20 protein-coding genes and 1 other RNA gene are annotated in these 17,272 nt (G+C 40.3%); 11 read left to right on the top strand and 10 right to left on the bottom strand.

What is annotated here, in order from left to right; translation table 11 throughout:
- Positions 1-35 precede the first annotated feature (35 nt).
- Together F8C76_RS08280 and F8C76_RS08275 are read right to left on the bottom strand one after the other, a co-directional pair.
- A complete protein-coding gene (locus F8C76_RS08280; protein ID WP_152131256.1) occupies positions 36-377 on the bottom strand; it encodes a cupin domain-containing protein in 342 nt (113 codons plus the stop codon).
- 206 nt (positions 378-583) lie between these two features.
- Positions 584-1,144, bottom strand: coding sequence for a helix-turn-helix domain-containing protein (locus F8C76_RS08275; RefSeq protein WP_207211072.1), 561 nt, complete (start codon positions 1,142-1,144; stop codon positions 584-586).
- Positions 1,145-1,282: 138 nt separating this feature from the next.
- Here F8C76_RS08275 and F8C76_RS08270 point away from each other — a divergent pair, with 138 nt between their 5' ends.
- The 6 genes from F8C76_RS08270 (at position 1,283) to F8C76_RS08250 (ending at position 5,743) form a co-directional block, all read left to right on the top strand.
- Positions 1,283-1,516, top strand: a complete 234-nt coding sequence (locus tag F8C76_RS08270; protein ID WP_152131255.1) for a hypothetical protein — start codon at positions 1,283-1,285, stop codon at positions 1,514-1,516.
- A gap of 654 nt (positions 1,517-2,170) precedes the next feature.
- Positions 2,171-2,302, top strand: coding sequence for a hypothetical protein (locus tag F8C76_RS19005; protein ID WP_283016253.1), 132 nt, complete (start codon positions 2,171-2,173; stop codon positions 2,300-2,302).
- 34 nt (positions 2,303-2,336) lie between these two features.
- Positions 2,337-2,669 carry a cupin domain-containing protein gene (locus F8C76_RS08265; RefSeq protein WP_170283999.1) on the top strand — a complete coding sequence of 111 codons (333 nt, stop codon included), beginning with the start codon at positions 2,337-2,339 and terminating at the stop codon, positions 2,667-2,669.
- Positions 2,670-2,920: 251 nt separating this feature from the next.
- Positions 2,921-4,000, top strand: coding sequence for an N-acetyltransferase DgcN family protein (locus F8C76_RS08260; protein WP_152131253.1), 1,080 nt, complete (start codon positions 2,921-2,923; stop codon positions 3,998-4,000).
- On the top strand, positions 3,997-5,082 hold the full coding sequence (locus F8C76_RS08255) for an alanine/ornithine racemase family PLP-dependent enzyme (RefSeq protein WP_152131252.1): 1,086 nt from the start codon (positions 3,997-3,999) through the stop codon (positions 5,080-5,082). Before F8C76_RS08260 ends, F8C76_RS08255 begins: the two co-directional genes overlap by 4 nt.
- Positions 5,048-5,743: a M15 family metallopeptidase gene (locus F8C76_RS08250; protein WP_152131251.1), complete on the top strand. Its 696-nt coding sequence runs from the start codon at positions 5,048-5,050 to the stop codon at positions 5,741-5,743. The genes F8C76_RS08255 and F8C76_RS08250 overlap by 35 nt, the downstream gene beginning before the upstream one ends.
- A gap of 332 nt (positions 5,744-6,075) precedes the next feature.
- Here the strand turns inward: F8C76_RS08250 and F8C76_RS08245 are convergent, their stop codons facing one another.
- Positions 6,076-6,417, bottom strand: coding sequence for a hypothetical protein (locus F8C76_RS08245; RefSeq protein WP_152131250.1), 342 nt, complete (start codon positions 6,415-6,417; stop codon positions 6,076-6,078).
- Between the two features lie 159 nt (positions 6,418-6,576).
- On the opposite strand from F8C76_RS08245, the gene F8C76_RS08240 reads away from it, so the two are divergent.
- Positions 6,577-6,804: a DDE-type integrase/transposase/recombinase gene (locus F8C76_RS08240; RefSeq protein WP_152131249.1), complete on the top strand. Its 228-nt coding sequence runs from the start codon at positions 6,577-6,579 to the stop codon at positions 6,802-6,804.
- A gap of 536 nt (positions 6,805-7,340) precedes the next feature.
- On the opposite strand, the gene F8C76_RS08235 is transcribed toward F8C76_RS08240, so the two are convergent.
- The gene (locus F8C76_RS08235; protein WP_152131248.1) at positions 7,341-7,736 is read right to left on the bottom strand and encodes a helix-turn-helix domain-containing protein; all 396 of its coding nucleotides are present in this window, start codon (positions 7,734-7,736) and stop codon (positions 7,341-7,343) included.
- Between the two features lie 144 nt (positions 7,737-7,880).
- On the opposite strand from F8C76_RS08235, the gene F8C76_RS08230 reads away from it, so the two are divergent.
- Together F8C76_RS08230 and F8C76_RS08225 are read left to right on the top strand one after the other, a co-directional pair.
- Complete coding sequence (locus F8C76_RS08230) at positions 7,881-9,089, top strand: HEPN domain-containing protein (protein ID WP_152131247.1); 1,209 nt, start codon at positions 7,881-7,883, stop codon at positions 9,087-9,089.
- Between the two features lie 45 nt (positions 9,090-9,134).
- Positions 9,135-9,449, top strand: coding sequence for a hypothetical protein (locus F8C76_RS08225; RefSeq protein WP_152131246.1), 315 nt, complete (start codon positions 9,135-9,137; stop codon positions 9,447-9,449).
- A 668-nt stretch (positions 9,450-10,117) separates the two neighbouring features.
- Here the strand turns inward: F8C76_RS08225 and F8C76_RS08220 are convergent.
- Both F8C76_RS08220 and ssrA read right to left on the bottom strand, forming a co-directional pair.
- Entirely contained in the window at positions 10,118-11,359 is a 1,242-nt protein-coding gene (locus F8C76_RS08220; protein ID WP_152131245.1) for a site-specific integrase, read from the bottom strand.
- A 236-nt stretch (positions 11,360-11,595) separates the two neighbouring features.
- Positions 11,596-11,996, bottom strand: a transfer-messenger RNA (tmRNA) gene (gene ssrA, locus F8C76_RS08215).
- Between the two features lie 104 nt (positions 11,997-12,100).
- On the opposite strand from ssrA, the gene F8C76_RS08210 reads away from it, so the two are divergent.
- Positions 12,101-13,306, top strand: coding sequence for an NAD(P)-dependent oxidoreductase (locus tag F8C76_RS08210; protein WP_152131244.1), 1,206 nt, complete (start codon positions 12,101-12,103; stop codon positions 13,304-13,306).
- 78 nt (positions 13,307-13,384) lie between these two features.
- Positions 13,385-13,660: a hypothetical protein gene (locus F8C76_RS08205; protein ID WP_152131243.1), complete on the top strand. Its 276-nt coding sequence runs from the start codon at positions 13,385-13,387 to the stop codon at positions 13,658-13,660.
- Here F8C76_RS08205 and F8C76_RS08200 read toward each other — a convergent pair.
- The 4 genes from F8C76_RS08200 to F8C76_RS08185 form a co-directional block, all read right to left on the bottom strand.
- Positions 13,657-14,778, bottom strand: a complete 1,122-nt coding sequence (locus tag F8C76_RS08200) for an Sb-PDE family phosphodiesterase (RefSeq protein WP_152131242.1) — start codon at positions 14,776-14,778, stop codon at positions 13,657-13,659. The genes F8C76_RS08205 and F8C76_RS08200 overlap by 4 nt on opposite strands.
- Before the next feature lie 130 nt (positions 14,779-14,908).
- Positions 14,909-16,261 carry a cell envelope integrity protein CreD gene (gene creD, locus F8C76_RS08195; RefSeq protein WP_152131241.1) on the bottom strand — a complete coding sequence of 451 codons (1,353 nt, stop codon included), beginning with the start codon at positions 16,259-16,261 and terminating at the stop codon, positions 14,909-14,911.
- Positions 16,262-16,310: 49 nt separating this feature from the next.
- Entirely contained in the window at positions 16,311-16,607 is a 297-nt protein-coding gene (locus tag F8C76_RS08190) for a winged helix-turn-helix domain-containing protein (RefSeq protein WP_152131240.1), read from the bottom strand.
- Between the two features lies 1 nt (position 16,608).
- Positions 16,609-17,217, bottom strand: a complete 609-nt coding sequence (locus F8C76_RS08185) for a hypothetical protein (RefSeq protein ID WP_152131239.1) — start codon at positions 17,215-17,217, stop codon at positions 16,609-16,611.
- Positions 17,218-17,272: the final 55 nt, after the last annotated feature.

The raw sequence follows: 17,272 nt of genomic DNA, 5'->3' as shown, positions 1-17,272 counted from the left end.
AATGTTGTTCATTGATGACTTTATTTAAGATGGGGCTACTCATAACCACTTTTAATGATAGTGGAGATCATTTTGAACCGTTCATTGGCCTTTATGACATTTTTTGAATGGGCAGGAATGATAATGGCCTGTCCCGTCTCCAAGGTTTGCGAATTGCCGTCGATCAAGATTTCGGCCCTGCCCTCTATGATTTGGATGAACGTATCGAATGGCAATGTTTTTTCCGGTAGGTTTTCACCTGAATCAAAAGAGACCGCAGTGACATTCCCAGTGGTTTTTTTTATGATGGTCTTGATGACCACAGCATTGGGAATGTATTCAATGATCTCGACAATGATAAAGACTTTTGATTTTTCTACCTCTATATTATTTTCCATAGCTAAAATTTTACGGGGAGGTAATAGGGGTTTTAGGCATTCCCCGTCGTCCGGATAAAGGTGCGGGATTTTTAAGGATAATGTATTACATGTGGAAGAGGAATAGTTGCAGTTTTCCCACATTTATGGTATAGTTAATAGGTGTCGGAATGACATTTGTTGCATCCCGGGAATTTAGCCTGGGCAATCTTCCTTTTCCAAGACAATCACAGATCTTCCAGGTTTTTAAAGCGCTTCTTTTTCAGTTTTTTATAATAGGAAGGGGTCAGTCCCGTAATTTTTTTAAACTGGTTCGATAAATGTGAGACACTGCTGTAATGCAGTAAATAGGATATCTCGGTCAGGTTCAACTCATCGTAGAGCAAAAGTTCCTTTATCCTTTCTATTTTGTTCATGATTATGAATTGCTGAATGGTGATTCCCTTTACTTCTGAAAACGTGTTTGCCAAATAGGTATAATCATATCCCAATTTTTCGCTGATGTAGTCAGAATAGTTCACTTTGGGTAGTTCATCCGAATAATGGATCATTTCGATGATCACCGACTTGATTTTTTCAATGATGATCTTCCTATGGTCATCAAGAAGTTCAAGACCGTATTTCATGAGGCTTTCACGTAGCTGCTCCCTTTGAAGATCAGTGATGTCCTCCAAGATCTCTATGGTTCCAAGATCCACATTGACATAATGAAGGCCAAGCTTTTTGAGCTCCTCCTTTACCACCATTTTGCAGCGCAGGCTCACCATGTATTTTATGAATAGCAACATTTTTTTTGTGTTTGTTGTTCAAGGAAAAGCCAAGAGATGGGATTGTAACTATGTGATTTATATAACTTTTGCTGGAAATCATATAAATAACAGAAGCGGATTTAAACTTACCTTCCATCGAGCAAGAAAAGTAAGGCTATGCAAAATAAAAGAAAAGGAAATCAACTGATGAAAGGGATTTTTGATTTGACGCTTTCCTTTCAAATGGAGTTCCCTGTAATATACGACAATTTATCGGAAACACCACTCTTTTTGGACTATGAAAACAAAGGGATGTCCAAAATCGAATTTGAGGAATATTATAAATTTCTCAAGGTACAGCTCAGGGTTTTTGAGAAGCAAAGATTACCGGGAAGGAATATAATCAGATGATATAGTGTCTCATTGGGAACTAGGGTCGTTTTGATGAAGAATTTAAGATCAGTATGCGATAGACCTATGATATATGTAAGATTAATAAAGATTTATGTTGAAGCCTCTCAAATTCTATGTGCCATCTTTGTGTTGTTCGGTTTTGACTAAAAAGCGGACAGCTAATATGATATACTATGAAAAGAAAAAACTTTATCCACCTTGTCCTTGAAAAATTCAGGAGCTTCTGTAGACCCATGTTTTATAATGGAAGAAGCGGCCGAATAACTGAAGAATTAAAAACAGACAAAAATTCACATTGGTTCATTTAAGACCAGAAAAGATTAAAGGGGCCTATATAATTTGTACAGCCTTCTGTTTCAAAAATTCTACTGATTTAGTAAGTGAGTAAATGCTTCTGATTTTTTTCTCAGGGGCTCAAAAAAGGGCAGGAACTAAAAAACACTGCCCTTTTTAAACCTAAAGTGCCAAACTCCAAAAAGGCCCAAGGCCTCTATGAACATGGCTTTGAAACCACAAACACAGAACGGGCCCCAATAATGTTAAATCAATACCCTGATGCGAAAATGTGTCATCTATTTTATTCTGTTCATAACAATGCTCGTACTGGCAAGCACATTGCCATGAAGCAATCATAACTTAAATAAATACGCTATGTCAAAAGAAAGAGAGGGAAAGAAAAAATCGGGAAAAACCCCACCTTCAAAAACCCCTAAAGAAAAAACCCCTAAAGAAAAAAAGGCGGCAAAAAGGGCCAAACGGAATGCCAAAGATTGGTCGGAATAGAGAAAAAGGGACATTGATCTTAATACCATTGATTATGGACAGGGGTGAATTTGAGGAATCCAAGACGTTTAACCTAGCGGATATACTGGAGTTCAACTCCAATGCCATCGTGGTAAAAAACATAAGTGTCCAGAACAACTGTATCATACAGGCATTCGCATTTGATTATGGCAAGGTGTTGTCCCATAATGAATCCCCTTTTATTCGATTCATCCATATCATTGAAGGAAAGGCCGAGGTGGTCATAAACGGTAATTCCACTTTTATGCGGAGAGGGGATTCCATAATTATCCCTGCATCCACATCCTGCTCCTTTGAAGCAAATCATAAGTTTAAGATGCTATGTACCACTATAAAAAATGAATGACCAGTTTATTTCATCTACACAAAAGCATATCCAATGAAAAAGGATTACATAGAAAAAAGATATAAAAAAGGAGACCTTGTTTACGCAAAGGTAAGGCCCTGTGTCACACTTGTTGTGCGATTGTATGTCCGCAAGGTCTACTACTGTGCCATCCACAACGACCCTACCGCAAATGAACTGGTTTATTTCGACAGCGAGCTTAGACCCTATTTAGGCAATCTGTCGATTGTTAAATGTCAACAACAAATAGTATGAAAGAAAGCGCATTGGTTTATTGTGAAAACGAATTTGGGAATATAGACGGTAAAGTGGCCAATGGACTCATTAGGCAATCGGAAAAGTATACCATTGTTGGGGTAGTGGACAGTACCAAAGCCGGACAAGATGCAGGAGAGTATCTTGATGGCGTGAAAAGGGCAATTCCAATTTTTAAGAACATTGGGAGTGCCCTGGAAAAGCTGGGCAGTATTCCAAAATATTTTATCTATGGTATCGCACCACTTACCTCATTTTTGAGCAATGAACAGAGAGAGGTTATTTTTACGGCTATCAAAAATGGGATGAACATTGTCAATGGTCTTCCCGAATTTTTTAACGATGACCCACAATTTGTTCGGGTGGCCCATGAATATGGAGTTTCCATCCAAGATGTGCGAAAACCACCTGCACGTGAAAACCTCCACAATTTTACAGGACGTATCCAATACATAAAGGTTCCAATCGTAGCGGTCATGGGAACTGATTGTGCGGTCGGCAAAAGAACCACTGCCTTATTTTTAGTGGAAGCACTTCGGAATGAAGGCTTAAATGCCGTTTTTGTCACCACCGGTCAAACGGGCCTCCTCCAAGGTTCCGAATATGGAGTGGCAGTGGACGTACTGACCTCTGGGTTTGCCACGGGAGAAGTTGAGCATGCCATTCTGAATGCCTGTGAGAAAGAGGAACCTGATATCATTGTAGTAGAAGGTCAAGGGGCGTTGAGCCATCCCGCATTTACCTCTTCAAGTGCCATATTGCGAGGTGCAATGCCCGATGCCATTATTTTACAACACCCTCCCAAGCGAAAAAGCTATTGTGATTATCCGAAAATTCCAATGTTGGGGCTAGTAGGTGAGATTGAAATGATTGAGACATTCTCCAAGGCCAGAATCATAGCTATTACCATTAATCATGAAAAGATGGACAATGCCGAAATAAGCCAATTCATTAAGAGATATGAATCCGAATTTAATCTGCCCGTCACAGATGTTTTGAAGTATGGGTGCGATAAATTGGTAAAAGCATTGCTCAGGACATTTCCAGAGCTTGTAAGGGAATCGGTTTCCGTTTGAATCTTCCGAGAATAGATATCGATTCCGCGAAAATTGCACATAACGTCCAAAAATTGACAACACTATATGGCTCCAAAGGCATCAAAATAATAGGTGTTACCAAGGTCATTGGCGGAAATCCGGCCATTGCTAGGATCTTGGTGGACAATGGCATCAAAATCCTTGCGGACTCCAGATTGGAAAACATATTGAGAATGCGTAAAGCCGGTATAAGGGCACAGTACATGTTACTAAGGTCACCCGCACTCAGCCAAGTGGAGAAAGTGGCCACCCATGTCCATATCAGCCTGAATTCGGAACTCATAGTGCTCAAGGAACTTTCAAAGCATGCCTTGAAAAATCATAGTATCCATAAAGTGATCCTAATGGTGGAACTTGGAGATCTGCGTGAGGGGATCATGCCTTCGGAAATGGAGAATATGGTACGGGAAGTAATCGGCTTGAAAGGCATCGTTTTGATTGGGATCGGTACAAACCTTGCGTGTTTCAATGGAATAGCTCCCGACCTTGATAAGATGACCGAGCTATCCTCCATAGCAGTACATTTAGAAAACAAGTTCAGTATTTGCTTGAACATTGTGTCAGGGGGGAACTCCGCAAATTATCATTGGTTCAAATCGTCAAAAAAACTGGGCAGAATTAATAGTTTGCGTTTGGGAGAATCTATTTTTCTTGGTAGGGAAGCACTTTGCAGGGAACCCATCCCTGGGCTTTTCACCGATATATTTACCCTTGTGACCGAGGTAATAGAGGCAAAACAAAAACCTTCCATGCCTTATGGTAAAGCCTATCAAAACATGAACGGTGAAATCCCCTGTTTTAAAGATATTGGATTAATGAGCAGGGCCATTTTGGGCATTGGCCAACAGGATGTTTTGGTTTCCGGAATTGTGCCAAAAGAAGAGGTGGCCATTTTAGGGGCAAGTAGCGATCATATTGTGGTGGATAACAATAAGGCAAATTTAACGGTAGGGGATACCGTGACATTCGACCTTGACTACAATGCCCTCTTGAGAGGGCTGAATTCTATACATATAATAAAAAACCATGTCAACTATCAAAAATGCCAAGAAGTATTGTGAAGCCGTGGAGGCCAAAGATGCCCGAAACAAGATCTTGGTCCCGACCATTCCGATCCGGGAAAATCACACCGCCCTTAAAAGCTTAAAAGAGACAGGCCTTGATTTGATTTTTGAACCTTCGTTCATGGATGATTATCAATATCTGGTCCGGGAGGATATGATCGAAAAAATAGCCCGAATAAGTCGAAAGTTGGGCGCACAGAACAAGATTCTGATCATTCGCTCCGCATGGAGGTCCTTTGAACATCAACAGCTACTTTGGGAAACCAAATTCATATCCTTTCAACGGATGCAAAGGATGTATCCTGAAAAGCCTTCGAAAGAGATCGAAGAGATGGTCAGCCATTTTATTGCTCCGCCCAGAGAGTCAATGCATACCACAGGCGGTGCAATAGATGCATTGACCTATGATGCCGTTCAAGATTGCGTCATGGATTTTGGAACGAATACTGGTCTGGAAATCAAGCTCTCAAAGCAATGTTACCCCTACCACCCGGGCATTGGCCCTGAAGCGAAGAAGAATAGGGCCCTGTTGATCGGATTGTTTGAAGAAGAAGATTTTGTGTGTGATCTGAAAGAATATTGGCATTTTGATTATGGCAATGTCATGTGGGCCATTGGAAAAGAAAGGGAATATGCCATGTATGGTACCATAACCTAAAAAATGCCGAGATACACTGGGGAAATGGATATCTTGGACAAGAATACATTCAACAAAAAAAGAGGGCGAAAACCCTCTTTACTATTTTTGGTATTAAGAAAAACGCATTAGCAACGGAGCGGTGTGCCTTCGATGGTTTTTCCAGCTCTCATGACGACTTATCGGTCTGTCAATGCTCGGATTGTTGTCCTGGGGCACTTTCTTTTTCGGCTTCATAACTCTTCTCTATTTAACTATTAGTGATGGGGGCAAAACGCTCCCTTATAAACACTTGGATATAGCATGTAAAGATAGTCTAAGCTTTACATAAAAGGGATGGGTTTAACATGGCGCTAAGACAGGTAAAATGGGTGATGTGGGCCATTTAATGGCCTAAGATTTTGAAATTGTCCCCTTACCGGCAAAGTGCTGTAAAGTCCATAATGCCAGATAATGATAAAACGCTCCCGAAACGCTTCGGAGGGGCTTAAAACACTCTTTGTTCCAGGAATGGTCTTTCGCCAAAGGCCAAATTCCCATAATCCCTTTTCTATTGGATTCACCTTTTCTTTCACAACTCTGGATTTTTTGGTTACCGGAATATGGGAAAGGGCCATGTACCAAGGCTTGACATAGTGTGATTTATGTAAGACCTGACCGATCAGGTATAATATATTGGGGATGCTAAATCCCATCTTTGCAATTAAACACAATTATTATGGATAATGACCCTTTGAGGGAGATAAAAAATGTACTGAAAAAAAGGCAATGGAGAGGTTTGATCATCGGTGTTGCGTTAGTGGTGTTCCTTTTCCTATTTAAACCATGGGTGCCCAAAATGGTGCAGGGAAACATTGGAAGAGGCCATAGGTGAGCACGGGACACCGGAGATCCTCAATACGGATCAGGGAAGCCAGTTCACCGCGGAGGAGTTCACCAATTATGTTTTGGGTCAGGGAATACGCCTGAGCATGGACGGCAAGGGAAGGGCCACGGACAATGCCTTTATCGAAAGGCTATGGAGAAACGTGAAATACGAGAAGATATACCTGAACCCTCCAAGGGACGGTATGGACCTTTAACTGTTATTGGCAGAGTACTTTGATTATTACAACAATGAAAGAAGACACCAGTCCATCGACTATGAAAAACCCATTGATCTATTTAAAAGAGCAGCTTGATAATTATATTAGTTTTGTAGAAAACCTGTCCTAAAGATCGGGGTATCCACATAAGAAGGAGACTAATATAATTTAAGAAGAAAAAAAGCTCTGATTAGTTAATGCCAGATGATTAGAAAGTTAGAACCTGGTCCCCTTTCTTATTTTAAACCAGTTGTCATAGAAAATAGCCTATTATGGTTTAGCAATAATGGACAAGGCGGATCAGCAATTATATAAGTAAATACAGAACTGATAAAACCAATAGAATAATTAACTTACTGATTATGAGGAACTAAAAAACCAAAGAGAATTTTTGAGCAGAATAATTTGCCTATTTGGATGAAGTAAAATCTAGTCAAGATACAAGGAGAATTAATAAGATACGCGAACGGAGCAAAGCGAAGTGCTGCAAGCGTCCCAAAACTTACCAAACTAATTTACTGAGCGAGGCAAAATCACTTTTTATTTAGAAGTTTCTCTAAATAGGCAACCTTATCTTTTTCAGCTTGGACAAGGCGTTCATATAGTTCAACAACTTTATCCAATGGATTAAAATTTGGCTGAACGTTAATTGCGTTGATAGTAGAACTATCATTACTGGTAAAAGTGTTTGAAATAATATTCAGAACATTCTCCTCCGAAAAATTCTCAATACCTTCTTTAGTTACTCCCAAGGCCTTGGCAATCTCTTCCAATTTCAAATCGTCCACCTTTTCGCTGTTCTCGATGTTGGAAACGGCCTGTTGGCTGATGCCTAGTTCTTCGGCAAGGGTCTCCTGTTTCATTCCGCGGAGTTCCCTTATCCTACTGATCTTTCTGCCTATATGATTGTTTTTGGTCATTGTCTCCATATCTCAAATATAGGGTGTTTCGTACAATAATCCGATTGTAAAATACAATTCAATATCACTAAAGTACAATCTCTTTTAGTGCGGTACTCGGAAATGTGGCCTTAATATGAATTTTGATTTTCGAACCCTTTAAACCATAATCCTATGACACATGGCACAAACATACCGGAAAACTTTGAAAAGGCGGAAGAGCTGTCCGTATTGCTCGACAGCATCCTGAGCATCATTACCATTGACAGGGCATTTCTATCAAAGAAGCAAATTGAAGGAAACACCGAATATTATTTTCTTACTCTTTTTGTGGATGTCAACAACAATCCCCTACCAAATGAGATCCGTTCCCTAGTTGCAAAAAAAGGAAAGAAGCACTCTGATTTCAGGATAAGGGTCTACACGGAGAACCAATCCGAAATAGGCCTTGAAAGGGGCTCCCTTTATTTCTTGGAACATTGCTGCCTCGGAAAGACCGTCTTCGCCCATCCCGAGGGGGAGAACATCATGGATTATTCAACAATGGCGTACCAGACCCTCATCAAGAGGGCTTCTAGCTACTATAAATCGGAATTGGCAAAAGTAAATGCCTTTGCCAATACTGCGGACATCTTAATCAAGGAAGGGGACTATTCCATTGCCACTTTCAACATGCATCAAGCCTTTGAACTTTCATTCCGGTTTATCGAACAGATGTGCATAGGAAGGAGCATGGTGACACACAGTATAATCAGCCATATCAACTATTGCAAGCACTTCTTTCCCACCCTACAACCCTTTTTGGAATCTTCTGAGACAAAGAGTAATGAACTACTGTTCCTTTTGGAACACGCCTATAGCGTTGCCCGTTATGGCAATGAGTTTGAAATCACTAAGGTACAGACCAAGGCCATCAAATCACAGATGAAGGATTTCATCCAAGAAGTCGAATCAATTTTCCATAGGCATCTTGTTCAGTGTAAAGACCGGATAGAGGGAATCGGAAAGGATTTTGAGAAAGCATTCCCAAAAGTGACCGAGAACGTAGGGAACAATAATGAGGCTTCGTTTATTGGTCAACTGAAGGAACTGGAAAAAATGTATTTCCATGCCTTAAAACCCTATCTCCCTGAAAAGGGCTTGTACAGCACGGAACTCATTACCGAGGGATATTGTGAAACCTCTTGTATGATCTCCAACCTGATAAAGGTCTGCATCGTTGCATTGGAAAATGAATATATCCCTACTCGCAATGTTCCCCAACCCCACCACAATGTAAGTGAGGTTTTGGGATACATACTGGATTTGATACCCCATGATGAAATGGAATTCTTGGACAAGGTCCAAAAACTACTTTCAGAACAAAACACGACCACTCCCTAACAAATCATTGACATGAACCCAAATGAAAAAAAGCTAATAAAGGATTTGAGACTCCACTCAAATGACCATTCCCCTACCTTGGTTCCCCATCCATTGTTCAAGGACAAGTTCCAACCTACCTTCTTTTACATTGATGGTCATTCCGATTTGTTGTTGACCGTTCGCGCATTGATATACCTTTCCATGAGGGCAATAAATCCAGATCTTGGCTCGGACGATGTAATGGACCGAAACGAAGAGGAATTCATCCATCAAGCGATGACCATAGCCAACCGATTGATGCCAGTTGGGGAAGAGGCTTTGATGGACCATTTGAACCTTTTTTATCGGGAGGAAAAGAAGGCTAAGGAAGAGGAATGATTAAGGAATAGCAAAAGCATTTTTGCTCCAAATAGAACTCTTATTTTTGATTTTTACGCTAAAAATTCCTTGATTATATTGGGCTGAACTCGTTTTTATGCTAAAAATGGGATTAATCCTTAAATTTCAGATGCTCAAAAGATTGAAGACATATCGAAGCTTGACCCTAACGCCAAATAATCATTTTTTCATCAAAAATTTATTGATTCTACTGGGCTGAGAGCATTTTTTCACCAAAAATGGGAAAATGGTCGTTAAAATGAATTCCCCATAGATATACTACTATAGATATCTTTGAACAAACCTCAAAAAAACTTTTTTCCGTGAAAAATCTATTGATTTTACTGGGCCGAGAGTACTTTTCAGTGAAAAACACTTTAATCGCAGTCAATTAATATTCTCAACAATCTCTTTAAAAATGGGCTTTTCCGAAGGAAAATGAATTAATAGCGCTGCGCTTGCGCGCTATCCTCTTGCTACTCATTTTTTCTTTGCAAGACAAAGAAAACTTGAAGAGCCTTGTTACATAAGAAGGAATTGAACTCAAGCAATATTGTAAAAAGGTCATTGCACCCTATTTCAATTTTACTTTACGCTTTTCTTCCCGAACACTATAAAATTGAAACCGGAACCATGTGCAAAAGTTGAGGTAAGATTGGGACAGAAGTTCAGGAATTCTTTATTTTAACCTTCTCTTGGATGCCCAACTTCTTTTTTAAAACCTGCATATCATCACTCACCTTTCTATCGATGATTTTAGCATAATGTTGGGTGGTCCTTAGATTTTTATGGCCGAGCATTTGCCCGACAGTTTCAATAGGAACTCCATTGGAAAGCGTTACCGTGGTGGCAAAGGTGTGCCGGGCCAAATGGGTGGTGAGATTCTTTTTAATGCCACAAAGGTCAGCGATTTCTTTTAAATAGGCATTGGACTTTTGATTGCTTAAAACAGGCAGTACACAATCACCGTTGACAACTTTGGGGTGGTCTTGATATTTTTCAAGGATTTCCAGGGCGGTTGGGAGTAGGGGAATGCCCAATCTGGATTTAGTCTTGGTGCGTTTGGATTTTATCCAAAGGCTCCCGTCAATATGTTTTACGATATTATCAGTATGTAGCTTTTGAACATCGATATAGGAAAGCCCGGTATAGCAACAGAATACAAACATATCCCGGACGATATTTAGGCGTTTTCCGTTAATATTTTTGTCCACTAAGGCTTGCAATTCTTCTTTGGATAGGAATTCCCTTTCCACTGTTTTGAACTGTACTTTATAATTGTAGAAAGGATCTTTACTGATCCATTCATGTGCCACGGCCATTCGGATGATCTTCTTGAAATTGTTTACATATTTCAAAGCTGAGTTATGATTACATTCTTTGGTCGTTTTAAGAAAGTATTCAAATCCTTTGATGAATTTCAAATCTACATCTCGGACAGGAATATCTGATTTTCTCAGTTCAGTTTTGATAAATTCAGCTACATGGCTTCTAGTGGTATGGTAACGTTTATAGGTGCCCAAGGCAAATTCAATATCAATAAGTTTCTCCATTTGTTGGTTATGCTCATCAAAGAGTTCCAAGAGCATTTTAAGTTTTTCACCTTTACCTAAATACAGATTTTTAACATCGGATGAGGTGAAAGGTTTATTGTCCTCTACGAGTTGACGATGGATTCTGTTTATTCTACTTCTGACAGTGTCCAAATATTGGTTCAATTCATTTGCTTCAAGGTTCGTTCCCTTCATTTTTCCCGTCCGAGCACTCCATTTTTGTGGATCAACTTTGCGTGAAACGCTCAATTCACTTCGCTGGCCATTTACCGTTAAACGTAGATATATAGGGACTTTCACATCTTTTTCAAAGTGTTTTCCTTTAAGGTAAAATAACTGTGAGAAAGAATGGCTCATTTTTGGTCTCTTTTTTAACGAAAGTAAAGGTATGAAAAGGAAAAATACTATTTTTATATTTAACACAAAATCAATTAATTACAAATAAATCGGTGAGTGTTTTTAGTTGAAAAAAATGCTCACCGAATAGGTAACTTTTTTAGCGCTAATATTTGAGATTAAATGAAACTAAATAAAATAAAAAAAACCTGTAAATCAGTAATTTACAGGTTTAATATTTCGTTTTGGGGATGTTTTAGTGGAGCCGGAGGGATTCGAACCCTCGTCCAAACAAGCAATAACTAGGCTTTCTACATGCTTAGTCCAAGTTCAATTTTCGATGCACGACCGACCAAGGACCGCCTATCGTACACTTAGCTTCTTTAGTTTAGGATTCCTGCCGAAGCCACAACAATCCGGTGTTGACTTTTATGGTGCCCCAAAAAAGGTCGCCGTCAACAAGGGCTACCAAGGGACATTCAGCTTTCCCGCCTTGCGGGACTAGGCTTGGACTTACTATAGTTCAGTCAATTAAGCAGCTAAAGCGTAGTTAGACTCGCCATTTAAAAAAGTTGAGACATTGAATTAACGAGCATCATTCCCATAGCTCGACATGCTTACATAGCCATTGGTCTCGCTGTCAAAACCAGTCGGCCCCAATACAATAAAGAACTTTTTTCAAAAGGATGGCAAAGTTAATCAAAAGTTTGCTTACCCTGTTCAATACTCTTATTTTGGTCAACAATTATACCAAAGCGTAGTATGAAGTTCGGAATTATACGTGAGCGGAAAAACCCGCCAGATCGCAGGGTAGTCTTGTCTCCTGCGGAATGTCAAAAAGTCCTGGATAGCTTTCCTGATGCCCAAATAGAGGTGGAAACCTCCCCAATACGGGTCTTTTCGGATGAAGAATATCAAGAAAGGAATATTCCTGTAACCGACTCCATGGAACACTGTGATGTATTGCTCGGTGTAAAGGAAGTGCCTATTGAGGCCCTTCTTCCCCATAAAAAGTATTTCTTCTTTTCGCACACCATAAAAAAGCAACCCTATAATCGGGATTTGCTGCGTGCCATTCTGGAGAAAAATATTGAACTCTACGATCATGAAGTAATCACCAATACCAAAGAGCAACGTCTGGTGGCTTTCGGGCGGTATGCCGGTATCGTGGGCGCTTATAATGGTATAAGGACCTATGGTTTGAAGTTTGCACTGTTCAACTTGCCCAAGGCAGAGGACCTGGAAGATCAACAAGCATTGATCAAAGCATTGAAAGCAATTCAACTGCCCGCTATCAAAATTGTTTTGACCGGTAGGGGAAGGGTAGGCAACGGTGCCCGGGAAATGTTGGATGCCATGGAAATAAAGCGGGTCAATGTTTCGGATTATTTGAACAAAACCTATCAAGAGCCCGTATACTGCCAGATTGATGCATCCGAATACAACAAGCGAAAAGATGGGGTGCGTGGCAACAAGGCCGATTTCTTTCAAAATCCACAGGAATATCAATCCAACTTCTTCCGTTTTGCCAAAGTGACCGACTTTTATATTGCAGGTCATTTTTATGGGGATGGCGCCCCATACCTTTATACTAGGGAAGATGCAAAACATCCTGATTTCAACATCAAGGTGGTGGCCGATATAAGTTGTGATATTGATGGCCCGGTGGCTACCACGATACGATCGTCCACCATCGCGGACCCTGTATATGGGTATGATCCCATTTCTGAAATGGAAATCGATTTTATGGATTCAAAGGCCATTGCGGTCATGGCAGTGGACAACCTTCCCTGTGAGCTGCCCAGGGACGCCAGCAATGGTTTTGGGGAAGCGTTTTCCAAGTATGTGATCCCTGCTTTCTTCAATGGGGATGAGGATGGTATTTTGGAACGGGCCCGGATGACCCAAAATGGAAAGTTGACGCCTCGCTTCACTTATCTCCAAGAGTACGTGGAGGGGGTGGAATAGTCCATTTCATCGGTATACGGAACACCTTGTGCTACATAGCGTTTTTTTTAGTATATTGATTCTCTTATTTTGCTGAAAATGAAGTTCAATTGGATATTGTCAGACCATGCCGATTCTTCCGTTAAACGGGCATGCATAGACATGGAATATAGGCTTAGGCCTAAAATCACCAAGTTTTTGCTATCCAAGTTCGATGGGGATTGCTGTACCGATTTTTCCTGTTTTCATTTTGATGTGGATATGAAAAACCAATGGGTGTGGATATCGGACAAGACCCCAGCGGATCATATTGAAAAAATCCGTATCGATTTTGATACGGAAATCAACGGACACGAACTTTTTTCCGTAGCTTAATCCTCTTTTTCAACGGTTATGTCCCACTCAACCACGGGGTGCTGTTTGGGTGCTACATAGGCCCCCAACGCCTTTAGGTTTAAGGACAGGGAGTCCAATCTTTCCAAGGTTTTTATTTGGATCACCTTAGTGCCCTCTGCCGGAACGGTGAACACCGCGGGACTGGAGTAAAAGGTATAGGGCATCTGGTTCTCAAAAATCAAATCACTGCTCGATAAATTCTTTAGGGTGACCTTTAAAATGGAGGTTTTGTTGATGTATGTGGCCTCCTCAATGGAAATAGATGCTTTGAGCAGGGGTAATAAGTTCTCTTCCTTTCCCACCAATAGGGAATTGTAAACGGCAACGGTACGTCCTGCAAACAAGGCTTCTTTCACCGAGGCTGCAGTTTTTTCTTTGGCAAATACGAGGGTAATGGGACGGTCGTGGCCTTTTTCGGTATAGTCCCAATCAATTAAACCGTGGATATCACTGGTGCCCATTATGGTAAGGTTGTTTTCCAAGGCCAATGCCAAGGATTCTTCCGCGTAGTCTCCCATATTGATGACCTCTATGCCCTGCAATTCCCCTTTTTTGATACGCTCTTTTTGAAAATCGCTTAAAATCGGGTTTCCTTTTGGGGATTGCGGATACCATGCTGGGTGGTTCCAAAATACGAAGGCCCCTTGTTTTTTGGCTTCACCAAAAACAGTTTCCGCTTTATCGTGCAAGAGCTTGTTGGCGTCTTGGATAAAAATGGCATTGTTGTGGCCCATGGGGGCCCCTCTGGTAATTTCTGAGCCGTGGATGATCAAAAGGTCATGGTCCTTTGCTTCGGCCAGGGCCAGTTCAAAAGAACGGTTTCTATCGGGATGGGGAATGTCTTGCTTGTGGGGTTGGTACTCCAAGTGCTCTGTCAATGAAATCACATCCAAATTGTCCCGTAGCGCTTCCATGACCCTAATGGTGGGCCATACATTTCCATCCGAAAAGACAGTGTGCTGGTGGAAATCAGTTTTTAAGGTCTTAAAATTGGGAACATCGGGAAAGGTTAACGCTCTTGAGCTGGTATGCGTATGCTCCTGGGCAAAAATCACAACAGAAGTAAAAAGGGACAAAAAGAGAGGTTGGAGTTTCATGGTCTTTGGTTTTTTCAAATGTATGAAACACCTGGGTATTATCACTTTGCAGGAAAAATAATTTGGGTTAAGAAATAGTAAATTGTTGTGAACTGCCCTGAAAAAACAGGGCAGTTTAGAAGAATGAAAATTAGGTTTGGGTTCCGGACCAATCAATCTTTCGAGAGGTGAACATAATAACGGATAAAATAATGAACAACCCTATGCTTCCCACCAATAAAGCGAAATCTTCCAATTGGATGATTACGAATATAAAAGTGTAAAGACTTGCCATGGAACCAAAAATGAGCAAGGTGAATTTTGAGTTGTTAAGAATCGATTTGGAGTAAACCGTAATCAAGGTCACCACGGAGATTCCAGAAACCATATAGGCGAATAAATAATTACGGTGTTCAGATATTGAAATCAAAAGGGTGTAGAACATTACCAGTGCAAGCCCTATCATGAGATACTGAAAAGGGTGGATGGGTATTTTACTGCTGATCTGTATCAATAGGAAAACCAAGAGGGTGAGCCCTATGATCATAAAACCATATTTGCTGGTTCGTTCTGTTTTTTGGTAGTCATCCACTGGAATAAGGAATTCTGTGCCAAAGGCAAATTCAGTCAGATCGGGAAGTGCATCAAAAAAGTGCTGCCCGAATTTTCGGTTTGTTTCCAAGACTTTCCAAGTAGCCTCAAAACCTTCCGGGGTTATTTTTTTGCCTTCTGTATTTGGGAGATAGTTTCCATTAAAACTGGGGGAATGCCAGTTGGATTTCATGGAGACGAAGGTTTCCTTCCCTATGGGAACATATTTCAATCTACTACTTCCATTAATGGTGAGTTTTGAGCTAAAAGAGATTGGTCTTTCTTGTATCTCGCTTAGATTGGTGATTGGGCCTGACTCAAGGGTGCTCATGAAGGAATTGTCAAACCTTGGGTTTAGGACATACTCTTTTTCATTGAGAGAAACATAAACTGTATTTCGGATTCCCTTTAAATTGCTCACTTCAAACAGGACCGTTGCCTTGTCCCATAATATGTCTTTGTCCTGCACATCTTTTTCGGAAAAATCCAAATGGGAAAACATCCCTTTTACCTCAGAGCCGGCCGTATACACAACAGATTTGTATATGCCGCGTTCTAGCGGTTGGGTTGTGACTTCGGAATCGACATCCAATTTGGAAGGAAAAAAATAAGCGTTGTGCCGTATGGCTTTTTGGGTTTTGAGAAAAGTTTTGGAGTTCTCATCGTAGATTTTTTCTTCTACATACTGTTGATAGGGCACTTTGAGTATGGGGCCGTTTAAGATGACCGTACCTCCCCATTTGGAATTGATTTCCTCCACCACTTCCGTTTGGCGATATCCCCTCTCCCTAATAAGATCTTTGACAAAGCTTAATGGGATCAATAAAATGAGGATCAAGAATCCTACCGTAATCATTTTTGCTGATATGGAATGTTTCAGCCAGTTTCCGATTTTTTGTTTTTGTGATGACATAATAGTAAATTTAAAGTACTTTGAATTTCAAAGTAAAATGATAAAAAAATTATTCTGGATTTCTGATGAGATGCTCCAAGGCATCAATATGTTTTTTAAAAGCTTGTTTGCCCAAAGTGGTAGCTCTATATTTTGTGTTGGGTTTTTTCCCTATGAATGACTTTTCAATCTTTATGTATTGCGCTTTTTCCAATGTTTTGGTATGGCTGGCCAAGTTACCGTCGGTAACATCCAATAGCTCCTTGAGTCGATTAAAATCAACTTCATCATTGACCAATAGAATTGACATGATGCCTAGCCGGATTCGATGATCGAACAGCTTGTTTATGTTGTCAATAAGTCCCATACTACACTTTTCCTTCCATGAAATACATTATTGTGCCATATACTATGTGCAAAATTCCAAAACCCAAAACCCAGAACCAGAAACCGTAACCAGGTAGGGCGGCACATATCAGACCTAGAATAATTTGCCCATATCCCAGATACTTTACATTGCCTATGGTATATTTTGAGGCATTTATCAAAGCGAGACCATAGAAAATAAGCATGAGTGATGCAGTAAGGCCATAATGTTGACTATTGAGTTTTATTAGAATATAAATTCCTCCCGTAACCAATGGGACCAAAAAGTTGATGAGTAATCTTTTGGTGGTTTTGTCCCATATTTTTTCATTGTTCTTTTTAGCCTTTCTGGTGGTCAATAAATAGGCGGTTACAATGCTCAGTATAGCTACGGTAATCAATATGGCGACGATTATTTTAAAGCTCCAACTGTGAAGGGTAATATGGCCTTCTACTTCCTTTATGATAAACATTTGGGCTACAAAAGCCCCTACTATGGCATAAAGTCCGGCCAGTATTCCAGATAAGCCACTTAGAGATATGAATCGTGAAGAACGACTCATCATATCTTTGATTTGGGAAATGTCATCCAAGTATTTTTTTGAATCCATCTTAAAGTACTTTGAAATTCAAAGTTAAAATAAAAATTGAATAAAAATAATTTTT

It is taken from the genome of Flagellimonas olearia (assembly GCF_009184425.1).
Lineage (GTDB): Bacteria > Bacteroidota > Bacteroidia > Flavobacteriales > Flavobacteriaceae > Flagellimonas > Flagellimonas olearia.
The sequence above is the reverse complement of the archived record's forward strand: the minus strand, read 5'-3'. Positions and strand labels throughout refer to the sequence as shown.

Bases quoted from the DNA above. Each gene is read 5' to 3' on its own strand.
- F8C76_RS08280 (WP_152131256.1), bottom strand. From the start codon at position 377: ATGGAAAATAATATAGAGGTAGAAAAATCAAAAGTCTTTATCATTGTC.
- F8C76_RS08275 (WP_207211072.1), bottom strand. From the start codon at position 1,144: ATGTTGCTATTCATAAAATACATGGTGAGCCTGCGCTGCAAAATGGTG.
- F8C76_RS08270 (WP_152131255.1), top strand. From the start codon at position 1,283: ATGCAAAATAAAAGAAAAGGAAATCAACTGATGAAAGGGATTTTTGAT.
- F8C76_RS19005 (WP_283016253.1), top strand. From the start codon at position 2,171: ATGTCAAAAGAAAGAGAGGGAAAGAAAAAATCGGGAAAAACCCCACCT.
- F8C76_RS08265 (WP_170283999.1), top strand. From the start codon at position 2,337: ATGGACAGGGGTGAATTTGAGGAATCCAAGACGTTTAACCTAGCGGAT.
- F8C76_RS08260 (WP_152131253.1), top strand. From the start codon at position 2,921: ATGAAAGAAAGCGCATTGGTTTATTGTGAAAACGAATTTGGGAATATA.
- F8C76_RS08250 (WP_152131251.1), top strand. From the start codon at position 5,048: ATGTCAACTATCAAAAATGCCAAGAAGTATTGTGAAGCCGTGGAGGCC.
- F8C76_RS08245 (WP_152131250.1), bottom strand. From the start codon at position 6,417: ATGGGATTTAGCATCCCCAATATATTATACCTGATCGGTCAGGTCTTA.
- F8C76_RS08235 (WP_152131248.1), bottom strand. From the start codon at position 7,736: ATGGAGACAATGACCAAAAACAATCATATAGGCAGAAAGATCAGTAGG.
- F8C76_RS08230 (WP_152131247.1), top strand. From the start codon at position 7,881: ATGACACATGGCACAAACATACCGGAAAACTTTGAAAAGGCGGAAGAG.
- F8C76_RS08220 (WP_152131245.1), bottom strand. From the start codon at position 11,359: ATGAGCCATTCTTTCTCACAGTTATTTTACCTTAAAGGAAAACACTTT.
- F8C76_RS08210 (WP_152131244.1), top strand. From the start codon at position 12,101: ATGAAGTTCGGAATTATACGTGAGCGGAAAAACCCGCCAGATCGCAGG.
- F8C76_RS08205 (WP_152131243.1), top strand. From the start codon at position 13,385: ATGAAGTTCAATTGGATATTGTCAGACCATGCCGATTCTTCCGTTAAA.
- F8C76_RS08200 (WP_152131242.1), bottom strand. From the start codon at position 14,778: ATGAAACTCCAACCTCTCTTTTTGTCCCTTTTTACTTCTGTTGTGATT.
- creD (WP_152131241.1), bottom strand. From the start codon at position 16,261: ATGTCATCACAAAAACAAAAAATCGGAAACTGGCTGAAACATTCCATA.
- F8C76_RS08190 (WP_152131240.1), bottom strand. From the start codon at position 16,607: ATGGGACTTATTGACAACATAAACAAGCTGTTCGATCATCGAATCCGG.
- F8C76_RS08185 (WP_152131239.1), bottom strand. From the start codon at position 17,217: ATGGATTCAAAAAAATACTTGGATGACATTTCCCAAATCAAAGATATG.